At 61.3% G+C, this 18,099-nt stretch carries 14 protein-coding genes and 1 tRNA gene; 2 read left to right on the top strand and 13 right to left on the bottom strand.

All coding sequences use genetic code 11. From position 1 onward, the window contains the following. Nucleotides 1-4: 4 nt before the first annotated feature. From DXB98_RS00205 to DXB98_RS00145, 13 genes are all read right to left on the bottom strand, one after another. Complete coding sequence (locus tag DXB98_RS00205; RefSeq protein WP_117735143.1) at nt 5-817, bottom strand: TIGR03936 family radical SAM-associated protein; 813 nt, start codon at nt 815-817, stop codon at nt 5-7. Continuing rightward, on the bottom strand, nt 814-2,691 hold the full coding sequence (locus tag DXB98_RS00200; protein ID WP_117742711.1) for a TIGR03960 family B12-binding radical SAM protein: 1,878 nt from the start codon (nt 2,689-2,691) through the stop codon (nt 814-816). Before DXB98_RS00200 ends, DXB98_RS00205 begins: the two co-directional genes overlap by 4 nt. Nucleotides 2,692-2,701: 10 nt before the next feature. After that, nucleotides 2,702-3,631, bottom strand: a complete 930-nt coding sequence (locus DXB98_RS00195) for a YcjF family protein (protein WP_117742710.1) — start codon at nt 3,629-3,631, stop codon at nt 2,702-2,704. Nucleotides 3,632-3,649: 18 nt separating this feature from the next. Continuing rightward, nucleotides 3,650-4,876, bottom strand: a complete 1,227-nt coding sequence (locus DXB98_RS00190) for an FtsW/RodA/SpoVE family cell cycle protein (protein ID WP_117742709.1) — start codon at nt 4,874-4,876, stop codon at nt 3,650-3,652. A gap of 9 nt (nt 4,877-4,885) precedes the next feature. Continuing rightward, a complete protein-coding gene (mrdA, locus tag DXB98_RS00185; RefSeq protein WP_117742708.1) occupies nt 4,886-6,955 on the bottom strand; it encodes a penicillin-binding protein 2 in 2,070 nt (689 codons plus the stop codon). A 13-nt stretch (nt 6,956-6,968) separates the two neighbouring features. Further along, on the bottom strand, nt 6,969-7,535 hold the full coding sequence (locus DXB98_RS00180) for a hypothetical protein (protein ID WP_117742707.1): 567 nt from the start codon (nt 7,533-7,535) through the stop codon (nt 6,969-6,971). Nucleotides 7,536-7,546: 11 nt separating this feature from the next. Further along, a complete protein-coding gene (mreC, locus tag DXB98_RS00175) occupies nt 7,547-8,488 on the bottom strand; it encodes a rod shape-determining protein MreC (protein WP_117742706.1) in 942 nt (313 codons plus the stop codon). 78 nt (nt 8,489-8,566) lie between these two features. Further along, entirely contained in the window at nt 8,567-9,598 is a 1,032-nt protein-coding gene (locus DXB98_RS00170; RefSeq protein ID WP_006236061.1) for a rod shape-determining protein, read from the bottom strand. Nucleotides 9,599-9,725: 127 nt separating this feature from the next. Next, nucleotides 9,726-11,030 carry a tetratricopeptide repeat protein gene (locus tag DXB98_RS00165; RefSeq protein WP_233505038.1) on the bottom strand — a complete coding sequence of 435 codons (1,305 nt, stop codon included), beginning with the start codon at nt 11,028-11,030 and terminating at the stop codon, nt 9,726-9,728. Nucleotides 11,031-11,041: 11 nt separating this feature from the next. After that, nucleotides 11,042-11,584, bottom strand: coding sequence for a peptidylprolyl isomerase (locus DXB98_RS00160; protein WP_006236059.1), 543 nt, complete (start codon nt 11,582-11,584; stop codon nt 11,042-11,044). Between the two features lie 107 nt (nt 11,585-11,691). Beyond that, nucleotides 11,692-12,834, bottom strand: coding sequence for a zinc ribbon domain-containing protein (locus tag DXB98_RS00155; protein WP_158553108.1), 1,143 nt, complete (start codon nt 12,832-12,834; stop codon nt 11,692-11,694). Nucleotides 12,835-13,065: 231 nt separating this feature from the next. Continuing rightward, on the bottom strand, nt 13,066-15,789 hold the full coding sequence (locus DXB98_RS00150) for an HAD-IC family P-type ATPase (RefSeq protein WP_117742704.1): 2,724 nt from the start codon (nt 15,787-15,789) through the stop codon (nt 13,066-13,068). Nucleotides 15,790-15,865: 76 nt separating this feature from the next. Beyond that, nucleotides 15,866-15,942: transfer RNA gene (locus tag DXB98_RS00145), tRNA-Arg, on the bottom strand. Nucleotides 15,943-16,146: 204 nt separating this feature from the next. Between DXB98_RS00145 and aroF the strand changes: the two genes are divergently transcribed. Together aroF and DXB98_RS00135 are read left to right on the top strand one after the other, a co-directional pair. After that, nucleotides 16,147-17,169: a 3-deoxy-7-phosphoheptulonate synthase gene (gene aroF / locus DXB98_RS00140; RefSeq protein WP_022094767.1), complete on the top strand. Its 1,023-nt coding sequence runs from the start codon at nt 16,147-16,149 to the stop codon at nt 17,167-17,169. 3 nt (nt 17,170-17,172) lie between these two features. Then, complete coding sequence (locus DXB98_RS00135; RefSeq protein WP_117735132.1) at nt 17,173-18,087, top strand: prephenate dehydrogenase/arogenate dehydrogenase family protein; 915 nt, start codon at nt 17,173-17,175, stop codon at nt 18,085-18,087. Nucleotides 18,088-18,099 lie beyond the last annotated feature (12 nt).

Below are 18,099 nucleotides of genomic sequence, written 5' to 3'. Positions count from 1 at the left end.
CCCGTCAACGAGTATGTGGAGCAAATCCACAAGTTCGCACAGGTATGGGGCTGACGAGTCGGCCCTCGTCGTCCTCGCATGCTTGATTCTGACGCTCGACATCGTAGGAGCAGATGGTCACGAGGTCTTGCATACCGGTGGAAACAATAGGTGCATCCACGCCCGGGGTCAAGCCCTGCAACAAAACATCAGCAGCGGAAAGCAAAATTTCCGGACGCATGGAGCCCTCGTTGTCGGCATGGGTGTCGAGCATGAGCACCAAATGGTCCGGGCGATCCCCCGCCGTGAGCTCATAGCCCACGAGCGTGTGATCCAAATCCAAGCGCTTGCTTTTTTTGCCGCGCGCGTAGTCGATGCCATGGTCCGCGCGCAGTGCGTCGATCGCGCGACGCACCTCGTCGGCGCTTACGGGCGCCTCGGGATCCAAGTGCAGGTCGATGCGATACGACAGGCGCGTGAGCTGCGCCGTCAGCGCCGGCGTGCGCACGTCGATGTACGCCGCCTCAATGGGCGCCAGATCGGCCGGAGACGCCGCAGCCAGGCGCCCAAACGCCTCGTCGAGCGCCACGAACTCGGTCATAAACAGGTCATACCACTCGCAGGTCGACGACGTACCCACCGGTAGCGCCGAAGAGAAGCCCACGCGCATGTGCGGAGAGAAGCCCTGCGTGACGGCATAGGGAAGTCCCGCACGGCGCACGATGCGCTCAATGGTATGGATTACTTCGAGATGGCCCAGGTACTTAAGGCGATCGCGCTTGCCATAGCGAACACGAAGCCTAAAGAGCGTGGGGTTGTCGGTCAGGCGCTCACTCATGCGCGATCACCCATCAATACATTCTTGGCGTGGAGCGTGGGGCAGATTCCGCAGCCGGTGCACGACGTGCGGGTGCAGTCGGGAGTCGTGACACCCTCGAGCGAGCGACGGTACTCGCGCTCGAGGAAGCCGCGCGTGCAACCGGGGCTCACATGCTCCCACGGCAGGCGCCAGTCCAACTCGTAGGGCAGGTGCACGAGCTCATTGAGGTCGATGCCGTTTTTGGCAGCAGCCTCCTTCCAGTTATCGAGCGAGAAATGCTCCACCCAGGCGTCAAAGCGAGAGCCCGCGCGCCAAGCATCGATGATGACGGGCGTCATGTCACGACCGGCGCGGGACAGCGCGGCCTCGATGAGCGAGGTCTCAGCATCGTGGTAATGCACGCGGACGGCACGGTTACGAACGCTCGTGATAAGCAGCTTTTGGCGACGCTTGACGTCGTCGTAATCGAGCTGCGGGCACCACTGGAACGGCGTGGCAGCCTTGGGGATAAAGACCGAAACCGAGATGGACACCGAAATCGAGCCGCGACGAGCCTTGGGCACCACGGAGCGACCGAGCTCCAGCACGTGATCGGCCAGATTGGCGATGGCCACGATGTCCTCGTCGCGCTCGCCGGGAAGGCCCATCATAAAGTAGAGCTTCATGCGGTTCCAGCCGGCCTCGAAGGCCGCCTTGGCCGCACGGTCCAGGTCCTCCTCGGTCACGTTCTTGTTAATGATGTCGCGCATGCGCTGACTGCCGGCCTCGGGCGCGAACGTCAGGCCGCCCTTCTTTTCGCCGGCGACCGACTCGGCCATATCCACGCCAAACGAATCCAAGCGCTGCGACGGAATGGACACGCGAATACCCGTATCCTCCAGGCGACGGTTGAGCCTGCCGAGCACGTCGCGGATGCAGGAGTGGTCAGTCGTGGAGAGCGAGGTCAGCGACACCTCGTCATAGCCGGTCTTTTCCAGACCCTGAATCACCGACGAGACGATCTGGTCGGCCGAGCGCTCGCGCACCGGGCGATACGTCATGCCTGCCTGGCAAAAACGACACCCGCGGGCGCAGCCGCGCAGGATCTCGATAGACAGGCGGTCGTGGACCAGCTGTGCATAGGGTACGCACGACTGCGACAGCGGATTGGTGGCACCAAAGTCCTCGACGACGCGCTTGTAGACCACGGTCGGCGCATCCTTGCCCTCACGCGGCACGGTGTAGCCATGCGGCGAGCAGGGATCGTCGTGACGAACCTCATAGAGCGACGGCACGTAGTTGCCGGCAATGGATGCAAGCTGCTCAACAATCTGCGCGCGCGGGACCCCTTCGTCACGCAGTCGGCGATGCAGCTGGCAGGTCTCGAGCAGCGATTCCTCGCCCTCGCCGATGAGGATAGCATCGAAGAAGGCCGCGTACGGCTCGGGGTTGTACACCGAAGGACCACCGGCGATGACAATGGGGTCGTCCTCGGTGCGGTCGGCCGCCAACAGCGGAATGCCAGCGAGGTCGAGAGCCTCGAGGAAGTTCGTCACCGCCATCTCGTGCGGCACATGCAGGCCGACGATATCAAACGAAGCGACGGGGGCGGCACCTTCGAGCGACAGCAGTGGAATACCCGCCTCGCGCATGGCGTCACCCATATCAGGCCACGGCACATAGCCGCGCTCGCAGGAGATGCCCTCGGCCTGGTTAAGAATGTTGTAGAGGATGGCGATACCTTGGTTGGGCAGACCGACCTCGTATACGTCCGGATAGATCAGGCAACAACGGTAATCGGCATCGGCCTTGGAAAGCGTGCCCCACTCGTGATCGATATAGCGGCTCGGTTTCTCGACCTTGGCGAGCAGCGGCTCAATTAAATGAAAACAATCTTGGTATGCAACGCGCAACGGAAAACCCCTAAGCAGCGAGATCGGATGCGTCCTGGTAGGACGCCATAGGACGGGTAGCGCCCGCGACCCTGGTCACCAGATCGCGAACGCGGGAGAACGTGGCAGTGACCACCTCGTTGGCACGGCTGTAGTCGACATCGCGCTCGTAAAGCGAAACGAGCGCACGGCCCATGCCATAGGTGCCCGCGGCAGCAGTGAGCGCCTTGACGGCAAACCCAATATGCGGCGTCTGCTTGACGAGCACGCGGGTGACCGCGCGGATCACAAGACCGCCGGCAAGCACGCCCGCGACCTCGTAGCCGCGCTCAGGCTTAATGCCGCGCCCAAAGACGGCAGCGAGCTCAAAGAGCATGCCCACCTGCGCCAGCGCCATAACGGGATAATCGGCGCCCGGCAAAAACACCAGCGCACCGGTCGCCATATTGGTGAGCGCGCACGAGGTGATAATACGATTGGCAGCCGCGATGCGCATGAAGGCAAAATTCGCAGCAAAAGCCGTTTCCTTGTCGGTGCGATCGAGAATCCAGCGGGCAAGCGTCTCGAGCAGATACGTCTTATCGGTTGCCGCTACCACGCCGAGCATGGGCGTGGACTCCTCGATAAACGGCACCTCCACAGCAGACTCGGCAAGCACGCATACGGGCGCGCCGGCGATCACGAGCTCCTGCACGGCACTCTCCAAGCGGTCGGAACCACACGAGAGCACCAGTGCCACATCAGTATCGGTCTTTGGAGCAATTCGCTCCTCCCCCAGACGCTCGACGCGCACAATGCCCGAGGTCGTCTGCGGCACAAAGGCGTCACGCACCGTCTCGGCCAGAAAGCGCGAGGCGGACGAATCCAGATAGACCGAGACGCGCACCGGCGTATCGGAATCCTTCTTAACGGACGCGCCCATCTTAAAAGCGCGGGTCAGCTTATCTACGGGAATTTTCATAGCAAACCCCTCCAGCGGTTACGCGGCGCCCGAACGATGCCGCCATATGGATTGTACGATACCCACCGTCAGCAGCTGAATCATCATCGAAGACGAACCAAAGCTAATAAACGGTAGCGGAATACCGGTAATCGGCATCATGCCGATGCACATGCCGATGTTTTCGAAGGTCTGGAACGCCCACATGCCAACGATGCCCACACACGAAAGACGCAAAAACAGCGACTCACACTTAAAGGCGACGCGAATCGTCGAAAAGATCAACAGCACGTAGAGGCACAGGAGCAAAAAGGAACCGCAAAAGCCAAAGGTCTCGGACAGGAAGGCGAAGACGAAGTCGGTGTGGAACTCAGGCAGAAAGCCGCCGGCCGACTGCGTCGCATGGCCCAAGCCCTTACCAAAGAAGCCGCCAGAGCCAACGGCGATAAGCGACTGCTGCAGGTTGTAGGCATCGTCCGAATCGGCATTATCGGGGTCGATAAAGACCGTCAGACGGTTCATCTGATACTGCTTGATGAGCACATCGTGGCCGAGCAACGAATCAAAGACCGAATCGAGCGCCAGGACGAGGGCCACCAGGCCCACGAGCAGGGCTAGGGTCGACAGCACCCATTCGCGGCGTGCACCGCTCATACAAATGACGATGGCGCCCGAAACCAGCACGACCAGGCCCGAGCCCAGGTCGCCCATGGCAACGACGGCCAAAAACGGAATGGACAGCATGCCGCAGAGCTTGACGTAGTCGCGAGCGGTATCGATGCGACCGTTATACTGCGAGCCAAGCGTAGCAATAAAGAAGATGGTGATGAGCTTGGCAAGCTCAACCGGCTGGAATGTCAAGCCGATACCGGGAATCTTGATCCAGCCCGTCATGCCCAGACCGCCCGTATAGGACAGACCCGGAATCTTGGGCGAGAAGATCACAATCAGGTCGATGACGAGCAACGCCGTCGAGAAATTGGATATACCGCGCAGGTCGGTACGCCAGACCAGCACCGCCAGCACCGCACCGATGCCAATTCCCAGCAGATGGCGTGAGAACGAGGCATCGGCCTTAAACTGCGAAGCCGACCAGATAATGATGGCACCGTAGGCGACGAGCGCCACAGTAGCCACGAGCACACCGATATGCACCTTTTGGCGAAACGTGCCGCGCGAGGCCGAAAGTTGCTTGTTGACGCGGTCCAGGCTGCTGCGAGAGCCGGTCTTGGTTGAACGGAACAGATCCGCCGGAGAAAAATCCATCGCAACCTCCTATCGAACCGAAGAATCGCCCGAGGCCGAAGAGGTATCGGGCTCGTCATAAATCACACCGAGCACGTCGCGCACAACATGCATCGCGGTATCTGAGCCGCCGCCGCCCTGCTCCAGGACAGTAGCGATGACATACTTGGGATTATCGGCCGGTGCATAGGCGCAGAACCAAGCGTATTCGTCCTCGCCGCTTTTCTCGCCCGTGCCCGACTTGCCGTATACCTGCGGCGTCAGGGTACCAAAGTGCGCCGCCAGGGACGTCGATGCCGTGTAAATCACGTCGTGCATGCCGTTGCGAACAAGAGCCAAATCCGAATCGCTGTTGATCTTGGCCTCCAGACGCTTCTTCTTGCCCTTGCCGTTGTACTTATAGGCATCGCCGTCGCCATCGCGCGACACGGCAGACAAAAACACGTGAGGCACGTACTGTTTGCCGCCGTTGGCAAGACCCATATAGGCGCACGCCATCTGCAGGGGCGTCACCAGGATGTCGCCCTGGCCGATGGCAATGTTGGTCATATCGCCGGCATTCCACTTACGATCCTCGGCAGAGGCATCGGTGAAGTACGACTCTTTCCACTCGGCATCGGGAATACGGCCCGCGCCCTCACTCGGCAGATCGATACCGCAGGTCTTGCCTAGACCCCAGCGACGAAAGACCTCCTGCAGGCCCTCGGGATGTTGCTCGTCATAGAAGAACGCCTTGCCCATGTCGTAGAAGACGGGGTCGCACGAGTTGGCGATACCCGACTGCAGCGTCATGGTGCCGTGGCCGGAATGCAGCCAGCAGCGCTTGCCCCAAGCCTTGCCCAAGCCCGTCCAATAGCCCGTGCAGTTGGTTGTCTGCGTTGAGGTGTAGGTTCCAAACTCAAGACCGGCCAGTGCCGAGAGTGGCTTGATGGTCGAGGCCGACATGTACTGTCCGCTAATGGCGCGGTTGAGCAGCGGGTGCGAGCCCTTGTCATCATTGAGCTCGGTCCACACGTCATTTGAGACGCCGCCGATAAAGACGGACGGATCGAACTTGGGCTCGCTCGCCATGCCCAGGATCTCGCCATTGTTGGGATCGAGACACACCACGGCGCCGTTGCCGGCATTGCTGTAGCCAGTGGTCTTGGCAAGCTCGATAGCGCTCGCCAGCGCCGTCTCACAGGCCTGCTGGATCTTAAGGTCGAGCGTGAGCTTAATGTCGGAGCCGGCCTTCGCGGGCACGGCGCCGGCCTGACCGGTCACATTGCCCGAGGCATCGACCTTGACGGTCTGCTCGCCACGAATACCCTGCAGCAGGTTTTCGTAGTAGCTCTCAACGCCCGCTTGGCCCACGATATCGCCCGACTGGTACGTAATCCGGCCAGCAGAAGCATCATCATCGCCAGAGGTTTTCTTATTCTGGGCCTCGAGCTGCTCTGAGGTAATGGTGCCGGTATAGCCCAAAATGTGACAGGCCGTCTCGCCGTACGGGTACTGGCGCTCGGTACGCTCGGCAATCTTGACGCCCGGGAACTCGCCTGCGTGCTCCTTGATATAGGCAACCGTGGAACGACGGACGTCCGTCGCGATGGTATGCAGGCTCTGGGCGCCCTCGGAATTGTCCTGGATATTGCGCAGAACCGCCACGTAGGGCATACCGAGCACGTTGGCAAGATGGCGAACCAGAACCTCATCCTCGGCAAGGTCGCGGTAGGCCACGACAGCAAGTGAGGGACGGTTCTGGACAAGTGCCACGCCATTGCGGTCGAGGATGCGGCCGCGCACAGCGGGTGTGGTAACGGTGCGCGTCTGATTGCTATTAGCCTGCTTTTCGTAATAGTCCGACGAGACCATCTGCATGCCCCACAGCTTGACGGCAAGCGCCGCGAACATCGCGCCCACACCCGTGGTGAGGATGGAGAAGCGGCCCTTAAAGGCGGTCGCCGCGGTATTGCCCTCGCCCTCGGTGGCGCGCGGGGCCGTTCCATGCTGCGTATCGTAGGTAAAACGGGAATCGCCGCGACGCATGATGACCAGCGCGACCACGATGGCCACAACCAGCACGATACCGGCGATAATAACCGTCATCTGGGAAGACATCTACGAGCCTCCCCTATTTGAGCTTACGGGTCTTGGGCTTAAAGCGCATGCCCGTCTGGCGTCCGCCACGTGCGGAGAATCCATAACCGGACTGCGGCACGACGCCGGACATCAAAAACGGAATGGCAACCAGACCCGTCAGGATCGAAGACGGCAGCGCATGGCCGAAGATCGCCACGACAAAGCTCGTCTCCAAACCCATAAACAGCAAGATGATGCTGTAGATCACATTAATGACGAGCGCGAAGGCACCCACCGTGATGCCGCGCGCACTCGGGGTACCGCCCGTCTGACCGGCGGCGCTATGCACCAGGGCAAAAGAACCCACGGTCAGCAGGAGCGACATAACTCCCACCGGCACGGCAGCGGAAAGGTCATAGAACAAGCCGCTGCAAAAACCGCACGCGACGGCACGGGTCGGGTCGCCCGAGAACACGCTTAGGCACACCAGGATAATCATAAAGTTGACGCGACCGCCCGCAATGGAGATCTGCGGTGTCAGGCCTGCCTGAAGCAGCACGCACACGATGGCGGCGATTACAAACGTGCGGGAGCTCATCCCCTGCTCGTGTAGATCCATGGACATGCCCCCTATTCGCTCGAGCCGGAATCGGTCGTCTCGGACGTGTCGGAACTGTCATCCGAACTCTCGTCCTTCGTCTTGGTCGCAGCATCGCGCGACGTTCCCTGCGGCGTGCTGTTGGCCGTGCTCACGTCCTCATCCGAGGCCGACTGTTCGTCGGTCAGCGAGGTAATGACCAGCACTTCCTCGTTGTTCTCGGCCGTGGTCTGAGCGCGCACCACAATGGTGTAGTAAACGTCGTTTGCCGATTTCTCAACCGACGAGACGGTGCCGAGCGGAAGGCCCTTGGGGAACACACCGCCAATGCCCGAGGTCACGATGATGTCGCCAACCTTAACGTCGGAATCGACGCTCACGTACTCAAGACGCAGCGTGCCGTCAGCCTGACCCTGCAGCATGCCCTGGGCGCGCGTGTCCTGCACCATGGCGGACACGCCCGAGTTCTCATCGCCAATCAGGCGCACGGTGGACGTCTTGGCCGAGACCTCGATAATCTGGCCTATGACACCGGCCGAACTCGTCACAGGCATGTTGATGGAAAGCCCGTCGGCAGAACCCTTGTCGATGGTTACGGTCGAGGTCCAGGCATCGCCCGAGGCACCAACGATACGAGCTGCGGTCGATTTGAGGTTGTAGGTCGACTGCAGGCCGACCAGCCCCTCCAGACGCTCAGCAGTCTTTTGGGCCTCGGAGAGCTCGGCGACCTTAGAGGTCAGCTCCTCATTTTGCTTCTTAAGCTCGTCAAGCGTGTCCTGCGACGCCGTAAGGTTAGAGAACACGTTGCCGATCGCATTGAAGGGAGCCGCCACAGCCGAGCCCACAAAGCGTATCGGCGAGGTAATCGTCGTCACGCCCGAACGCACGGCATGAATCGGCCCTGCCTCGCCCTCGCGGATGTAAAACGTGAGCAGCAACACCGAAATCAGGCTGAAAACAATCAACGGGCGCATACCCGTTGATTGTCGCTTGGTATTCAGATTTGTGGAGAAACCCGAAGATCGTGCCAAATGGAATCCACCTTTTGGAAATTAAGCATTGGTCTGGACGAAGCCGCCATCAAACGCATTGGCCTCGAGCACACGGGCACAGCCGTTAACGACGTTATCGAGCGCCGTGGGGCTAACGTTGACCGAAACGCCGGTCTCATCGCGCAGGCGCACGTCGAGACCGCGCAGCAGCGCGCCGCCACCGGTCAGCAAAATGCCGTAGTACATAAGGTCCGAGGCAAGATCGGGAGGCGTAGCGTCGAGTGCGTCCTTGACGGCCTTGGCCATCTCGTCGAGCGGCTTGTTGAGTGCGCGACGAATCTCCTCGCTCTCGATGCGCACAGTCTTGGGCAGACCGGTGATCACGTCGCGGCCGTTGACCTCGACGTCGAGCTCGTCCTTGAGCGGCACGGCGGAGCCGACCTTGATCTTGATGTCCTCTGCCGTACGCTCGCCGATGGCCAGGTTGTAGGCATCGCGAACGTGCGTGAGGATAGCCTGGTCGAACTCGTCGCCGGCAATACGGATGGACTGCGAAACGACGATGCCGCCCATAGCGATAACGGCAACCTCGGTAGTACCGCCACCGATGTCGATAACCATGGAGCCGGTGGGCTCCTCGACGGGCAGGTCGGCGCCGATGGCGGCAGCCATAGGCTCTTCGATCAGATAGGCCTGGCGGGCACCGGCCTGGATCGTGGCCTCAAAGACAGCGCGCTTCTCGACCGACGTGACGCCGGAGGGAACGCAGACGACAACACGCGGACGCGGAGTCCACGGATAGCGCTTCTCGGACGCCTTGTCGATAAAGTAGCGAAGCATGGCCTCGGTAACGTCGAAGTCGGCGATGACGCCGTCCTTCAGGGGACGAACGGCCACGATGTTGCCGGGCGTACGGCCGAGCATGCGCTTTGCCTCGATACCGACCGCCAGGATGCGCTCGTCGTTCTTGTCGATGGCGACTACAGAGGGCTCGCGAATGACGATGCCCTTGCCGCGCACTGAGACAAGCGTATTGGCGGTGCCGAGGTCGATGGCAAGATCGCCCGCATAGCTACCGAAGAACATATCCATCAAAGAAAACAACGCAACTCCTGATGTGTTGGATGATTGCTGGAAAACTACTAGCTCATCATACTAGCGCAAGCCCGGCACCTCACTTGCGGTGAAGCGCCGGGCAAAGCTAAATCCCATAAGGTCACTACTGGTTGTCAGCAGCCGAGAAATCCATATCGAGCGAGGAAACGGCCCAGCCGATATGGTTGCCGGAGCGCACGAATTTAACGGTGTACTCCTGCTCGCCTCCCTTGGACAGCGATGCCTTCACCTTGGCGGTCGTCTCGGTCATGGACTGATCCATGCCCTCGACTGACACGGTGGCACCCTGCGGAATCGAGGAGATGATCATCGACTTGGCGTCCTCGGACAGGCTCGAGGCCAGGCAAGACTCGGCCTTTGCGGTGTCACCGTCGCCGGCAGCCTGGAACAGATCGGTAACGACAGACTCCTGGGACGGGAAGCCAAAGCCGCGCGTGTAGGCAAAGCCCAGACCGCCCGCGGCGATCAAAATGAGCAGAAGCAGCACGATGAAGACTTTGAGACCCGTGTGGCGATGGCGACGACGGACCTTGGCCTGCTTACGGTCCTGACGGTCCTGCTGGACCATCTCGGACTCGGACAGCGTAAAGAAGCCGGTGTCCGAGGGATCGGGCATAAACTGACCGGTCGCGCCCGTAGGATCGAGCGGATCAACGGCAGGAGCGTCCATCGCGGGCGCCGGAGCCGTGGCCATAGCCGTCTGGGCAGACAGCGCGGCAAGCGAATCGTGCACGCGGGCAAGCTCATCGGCCTGCTCGGAGGTGAGCTGGTAGATGCCATCGGCAGTAGCGGCGTTAAAGGCGTCGAGTGCGTCGGAAGGACGGCCGGCGGCAGAAAGCGCCTGACCCATGCCGGCGTTGAGCGCACGCGTGTCGTCGCGGGGGCCGGCAAAGTCGATAGCCGTGCGGTAGGTCTCCACGGCATCCGCCGGACGGCCGAGCTTAATGAAGCAACGACCGAGCTCGCCGAGTGCGGCGGCAGGAGCCGGATTGGCGCCGTCGATGGCGGCCTGACGGAAGGCGGTTCCCGCGTTGGCATAGTCGCCCGACTGGAACAGCGCATTGCCCAGGCCCAGATAGGCCTTGAACGGCGTAACATAGGAAGCATCCTGCGTAGCGGCAGAGAACGCCTGAGCGGCCGTCGTGTAGTCGCCCACGGCGGCGAGCGCCTTGCCGCGGTTGGTGAGCAGCGCGCCGCGCTTGCCGTAGGTGCCGTCGTTGAGGGCGGCGGCATAGGCCTCGGCGGCCTCGGCATACATGCCCAGGTGCATCAAGGCGTTGCCACGAAGGTGATCGGCCTCGCCCATAATCTCATCGGGAGTCTTTGCCGCCCCAAGCATCTGGGCTGCAGCGGAAAAATCACCCGCGCGGTAAGCGGCGCGGCCCTGTTGGATCAGCTGGCTATTCAAGGAAGTCCCCTTTACTCGTGAACGATCTCGACATGGACGATCTCGTCGCCGGCACGCAGCTGCGAAATCACATCGAGACCCTCGACCGTGGTACCAAAGACGGTGTAACCGGAATCGAGGTTATGCTGGGCACCCAGGCAGAAGTAGAACTGCGAACCCGCGGAATCGGGATCCATGGAGCGCGCCATGGCAAGGGCGCCATCGACATGGCTGTTGCGCGGATTGGTGGCAAACTCGCCCTTGATGCAGTAGCCGGGGCCACCGGTACCGGGCATGCCGTCGGGGCCCTCAAGACCGGCAGCGACGTCGGCGCCGGACATGTCGCGGGTATTGGGGTCGCCGCCCTGGATGACAAAACCGGGCACATAGCGATGGAACTTAAGGCCATCATAGAAACCCATCGTGGAAAGCTCGCAGAAGTTCGCGACATGAATGGGAGCGCCCTCGCCGTCAAACTTGACCTTGATGGTACCCTTCGACGTCTCGATAACGGCGCATTCGTCGCCGGCAAGCTGATACTCGGGCGTGTAGAGCTCTTTCTTAAAACCAAACATGTGGTTCCTTCCCCGTGCGTTTAAAGCATATTTGTACGAATTGTAGCAATAAGCATGCGCTTACATCAATTGCGCACGTAGGTTATGCCGACTATGGCGAACTAATTTTAGGAACGCTGCTGCGGCTTCCAGGAGCCCACGTTGGCGTCGTACTGATTCAGCGCGCTGTTGCCGCCCTGTGCGATGGGCGCCAGGATCTCGCTTTGGTGGGAACTCATCGACTCGCCATCGGGAATGGCCAGCGAGATGTCCCAGCTCTGGCAGATCACGTCGACGCGCTCGTACATCCACTCGGCAAGCTGCTTTAAGTGGGCGATGTCGTCCGCATAGACCGTATCGTCCTGTACTTTCAGGTTGTTGAGCTCATCTTGCGTCTTTTTGATCTGGTCGCGCAGGGCGTAGGCACTCTGCGACAGCTCCTGACGGGTGGACAGTGGCGTTCGAAGATAACCATTGTTAAAAGAATCGATGACCTCGCCGATCTGGTCCTCGTCACCGTAGGACACGATGGTCTGATACAGACCGTCGAGCCTGGTATAGAGCTGATCATCGGTGAGCACGGTTTCTTCCTGGACCACCTCGGCAGAATCGTCCTGCTTGGTATCGTCCTCAGTCGCCTCGCCCTTTTGGCGCGTGGGGAAGGTCGTCTGCGCGGCCTGGCCAAACTGGTCGTAGAAGCCAGGCATGACACCCATGGGATCGGTCGTCACGAACCAATAGGCACCGCCGCAAACGACGGCAAGGACCGCGATGATAATGAGCGGCTTGGGGATATGACGCTTGTGCTTGTGATAGGCGTCCTCGTCGGGGTGCACCTTGCGCTTGGTTTTTTGAGCATCGTCATGCAGGGAAACGGGCGTGGGAACATCGACCTTGGGGATACCGAAATCCTTATCGAAAGCCGGCAGCACGCAGGTCTCGTTAGGATCAGCGGCATCCGAAAGCACCGCAGCGGCAGAGGCCGGCGCATGCGGCACCTCGGTATCGATCTGCTCTTGCGTTAGGCGCGGAAAGCCCGCCGTGCGGCCCGCTGCCAGGTCGGATGCGGCCGCGTCCTCGGAGAGGATGCCCGGAGCGGGGCGTCCGCATTTGGGGCACGTACGATCATGCGGAGAAAGACGGGCACCGCAGCCCTCACAGAACACGAACTCGGTGTGCTCGGGACCATCGCCCGGACCCACATAGGCGTTGCAGTAGGGGCAGAACGAGGCGCCGTCCTCGATAGTCTTAAGGCAATGCGGGCAGATCACGGCATCCTCTTTTCGAAGCAATTCAAATAATCGAGGTTAGAGCATAACATCGCCACGGCCCCACAGGAGCAAGGCATCAATTCAACATCGGAGGGTAGCTAATTTGGGACGGGGCTTTTTTAGCTGCCCTGGCCGCCAATTGGCCAAATCGATCGCGCCATCAGCCTGGGGGCCATCAACCGGGGTAGCTAAAAAAGCCCCGTCCCAAATTAGCTACCCTGTAAGGTGCGGTTACAACTTCTTTTTCTTGGGCATCGAGACTTTGATACCTTGGGCGGACTTGGTTACGCGGGAGCGCTTGGCGCCCGTGGGCTTCTTTTTCTTTGGCTGGGCCTGGGCCACGCCCTCGAGTGCGCGGGCCTCGGCCTCACGAACGGTGCGAGCTTCGCGGCGCTGCGCCATGTCGGCGGCGACGCGCTTGGCTAAACGCTCCGCCGTCGAACCCGTCGAGCTCACCTTGCCGCCACCCCGACCCAGGCGGACGCGCACACCGCGGCCAAAACCAGTTGCGGCATGACGACGACGCGGCTTGAGCGAATCCATCATCGTGGCGAGCTTAAAGAACACCGAGCAGGTAAAGACCACGATGACAGCCAAGATAACCATCTGGTCCATCGACAGGTTGGCAATAGACAGCAGCTCCGGGAATCCGATAACGCCCACCAGGATGCCGGCGACTACAAACACAAAGAGCACCACACGTAAGGGCGTGAGAGGCTGCGAGATGCGCCAGATCAGGCTGACGCTCGCCGCGCACGACGTAAGCAGGCACATCGTAGACAGCGTGAGCTGGCTAAAGCCAAACACGCGCGCCACAAAGATATCGAGCACCGCAGCCAAAATGACCGCAATCGAAGCCGGCAGTGCCCGCTTGAGCACGTTCGTCAGGAACGACCCCTTCACGCGAGCATTGTTGGGCTCCAGGCCCAACACAAAGCCCGGCGCGCCAATACAGAAGAAGTTAATGAGCGTCATCTGGATGGGCTCAAAGGGGTACGGCGGCAGCGCGATGCACAGCGCCGCCAGGCCCATCGAGAACAGCGTCTTGGTCAGGAACAGCGAGGCCGAACGCTGCAGGTTGTTGATGGAGCGACGGCCCTCGGCCACCACGGCGGGCATCGAGGCAAAGTCGTTGTCGACGAGTACGATCTCGGCCACGTTGCGCGCGGCGTCGGAGCCAGCCGCCATGGCGACGGAGCAGTCGGCCTCCTTGAGCGCCAGCACGTCGTTGACGCCGTCGCCCGTCATGGCCACGGTGTGCTCGCGGCGCTTGAGCGCCTGCACGAGCTCGCGCTTCTGCTGCGGGGTCACACGACCAAAGACATGGTAGCGGTCCACTGCGGCATCGAGCTTGGCCGGCGTATCGAGCGTCGTGGCGTCCACATAAGCGTCCGCCCCCGGCACGCCCACCACGCGCGCGATCGACGACACCGTACGCGGGTCGTCGCCACTGATCACGTTGAGGGTCACGCCCTGCTCGTTAAAGTAGCCGATGGTCTCGGCCGCCGAGGTACGAATCTCATCGCGGATGGTCACAAAGCCCACGGGCTCGGCCTCGCCCACCATATCGCCATCGGGCGTAAAGCCGTCCACGCGCGCCACCACGAGCACGCGGCAGGTATCGGCAAGCTCGGCGACACGGTTCTCGACCTGCGAAAACACACGCTCCGAAAGCACAAACTGCGCGGCGCCCATCACATAGGAGCCCTGCGCAAAAGTAGCGCCACTCCATTTTTTAGACGACGAGAACGGAATGACCGACAGCGGCTCAGACACCTCGACCGGGCGATCAGCGTAATAGTTGAGCAGCGCCTGGCAGGTCTCGTTGGCATCTGCCGAAGTCGCACGGGCAACGTTTGCCAGGGCAAAATCGAGCACCGTGGTATCGACGAGAACAGCCGCCTCGTTCTCCCCCACGCCCAGGGCAACGCCCTCAACCGGCAGCGGATACGTGCCCTCGACCTCCATGCGGCCCGACGTGATGGTACCCGTCTTGTCCAGGCACAGCACGTCGACGCGAGCGAGCGTCTCGATGCAGTAGAGCTGCTGCGCCAGCACCTTGCGGCGGGCCAGGCGCACCGTGGCGATGGCGAGCACCGACGAGGTCAGCAGCACCAGGCCTTGCGGAATCATGCCCAGCAGGGCGCCCACCGTGGACAGCAGCGCCGACGAAGGCACATGGCCAGCCAACAGCTCGGAGAAGCACCACGAAAGCGCGCTATCGCCCGGGGTTCCCGCGGCATCCCACAGCTCGCTCACACTCGAGGCAAACAACGCCAAACCGAGCGGGATCATGATGATGCTCGCAAAGCGCACGATGGCGTTCAGCGCGTTCATGATCTCGGAATTGACCTTTTTGACGTACTTGGCCTCGTTATTAATTTTGGCCACGTAGTTGTCGGCGCCAACATGAATCACGCGGGCGCGCAGCAGGCCAGAGTCGATAAAGCTGCCGCTCATGAGCTCGGAACCGGGCTGTTTCTTAATAAGGTCGCTCTCGCCCGTAAGCAGGCTCTCGTTGACGAGCGCCTCGCCCGAAACCACCACGGCGTCAGCGGGAATCTGGTCGCCGCGCCCCAGGCGGATGATGTCGTCGAGCACGATCTGGTCCAGGTCGAGCTCCACCTCGACGCCGTCGCGCACCGCGATGGCCTTCTTGGAGGTCAGCAGCGTGAGCTTATCGACCATCTTCTTGGAACGCATGGATTGAATGACGCCAATAGCGGTATTGAGGAACACCACGAACAGAAACGTCAGATTCTTAAACGAACCGGTCAAAATGACCAGGACTGCCAAAATCACGTTGATCAAATTGAACAGCGTGCAGAGGTTCTCGATGATGAGCTCTTTGACCGACTTGGTCTTGAGCTCCATGTTACGGTTGATCTTACCGGCGGCGATGCGCTCCTCGACCTCGGCGGTCGAGAGTCCGCGCTCGATATCCGTTGCTGCCATACCACGTCCCATCACGTCGCGTCGGTATAAGAAAAACCGCCCGGACCATGCGAGGTTCGGACGGTCTTACGTTCGATGGTGCCCCATGTTGGATTCGAACCAACGGCCTTCTGCTCCGGAGGCAGACGCTCTAATCCCCTGAGCTAATAGGGCCAACGTATGGCATTATACCCAAGTGCACCACGGGCTATCAAAATAAAAGAAAAAGCTTTGCAATTCCGAGGAAGACGAGCCGCAACGGCCCACTTTAGAAGGCAAAAGCGAGTCAGATAGTATAAACTCTCATGCACCATATATACACGGCTCGCGATGCGGGCCGTTTTTGCAAAAGTTATCCATCGAGGTGAGAGGCACACCATGATTGCAATTTTAAAGCAGAGCGCCAGCGACGAGGCCGTAAGCCATATCGTCAGCTGGATTGAGAAAAAGGGTCTGAAGACCGATGTCTCGCGCGGCGAGAACGAGACGATCATCGGCCTGGTGGGCGATACGACCAAGATCGACCCGTTCCTGCTCGAGTCCATGGATGTCGTCGAGCGCGTGCAGCGCGTCTCCGAGCCTTTTAAGCGCGCCAACCGCAAGTTCCACCCCGAGGACTCCGTCATCGACTGCGGCCACGGCGTCAAGATCGGCGGCGACCAGTTCCAGGTCATCGCCGGTCCCTGCTCCGTCGAGGGCGAGAACCTCATCCGCATCGCACGCCGCGTGAAGGCCGCCGGTGCCACGATGCTGCGCGGTGGCGCCTACAAGCCCCGCACCTCCCCCTACGCCTACCAGGGCATGGGCCCTGCCGGCCTCGACCTGCTGTGCGAGGCGTCTGCCGAGCTCGACATGCCGATCGTCACCGAGATCATGGACCCGCGCGACGTGCAGGTCTTCTTGGACAAGAAGATTGACGTCATGCAGATCGGCGCCCGCAACGCCCAGAACTTCCCCCTGCTCAAGGAGGTCGGCAAGACCCAGACTCCGATCTTGCTTAAGCGCGGCATGTCCGGCACGATCGATGAGCTGCTTATGGCAGCCGAGTACATCATGAGCGAGGGCAATGACAACGTCATCCTGTGCGAGCGCGGCATCCGCACCTTCGAGACCCGCACCCGCAACACCTTCGACCTCAACGCCGTGCCGGTGCTGCACCACCTGTCGCACCTGCCCGTCGTCGCCGACCCCAGCCACGCCACCGGCTACACCCGCTACGTTGAGCCCATGGCGCTCGCGGCGACCGCCTGCGGCGCCAACGGTCTGGAGATCGAGGTCCACGACGAGCCGAGCCGTGCCTGGTCCGACGGCGCTCAGGCCCTCACCCCCGACCAGTTCGACGACACCATGCGCCGCATCCGAGCCATCCGCGAGGTCGTCTGCCAAGAGACCATGGAGTAGCCCATGGGTACGGTGAGAAACGCGCGCGTTAACCAGGGCGGTCCCAAATGCACGGGCATCGTCGGCCTTGGCCTCATCGGCGGCAGTTTTGCCCGCGGCTATGCGCAGGCGGGCGTCCGCGTGCTGGCCTGGGACCCCGATGACGATGTCATGACGGCCGCCAGCATGGGCACTGTCGCCGGAGAGCTCAACGACAAGACACTCGGCGAATGCGACATCATCGTCCTGGCCTGCTACCCCGAGGCCTGCATCGAGTGGCTCGAGGCGCATGCCCAGGCACTCGCCGACGCCACCGACACCGAGGCCATCATGGGCCCCGTGGTGATCGACACGGTGGGCGTCAAGGGCATCGTGTGCGAGCGCGCCTTTGAGCTTGCCCGCGAGCACGGCTTTTACTTTGTGGGCGCGCACCCCATGGCGGGCACGCAGTACTCGGGCTATGCACACTCCCGCGCCGACCTGTTCCAGGGCGCACCACTCGTTCTCGTGCCGCCCGCGGTGAACGACGCACTCAAGCTGGAGCTTTTGGGCCAGGTACGCGAGATGGTGCGCCCCCTGGGCTTTGGCAAGTTCAGCGTGACCAGCGCAGCCGAGCACGACCGCGTCATCGCCTTCACGAGCCAGCTTGCGCACGTGGTATCCAACGCCTATGTTAAGAGCCCGACCGCTCAGGTCCACCACGGCTTTTCGGCCGGCAGCTACCGCGACCTCACCCGCGTGGCGCACCTCAATCCGCAGATGTGGTCCGAGCTCATGATCGACGACGCCGATGCTCTCGCCTTCGAGATCGACCACCTGATCGACTCGCTCGGCGCCTACAGCCGTGCGCTCAAGGACCGCGACCAGCGCTATCTGGAGAATCTCCTTGCCGAGGGCGACCGCATCAAGCGCGCACTCGACGACGAGGCCTCCCACTAGACCACCTATCAC

Source organism: Collinsella sp. OM07-12 (assembly GCF_003438275.1).
GTDB lineage: Bacteria > Actinomycetota > Coriobacteriia > Coriobacteriales > Coriobacteriaceae > Collinsella.
Note: the sequence above shows the minus strand (reverse complement) of the source record. Positions and strands in the feature narration are given on the sequence as shown.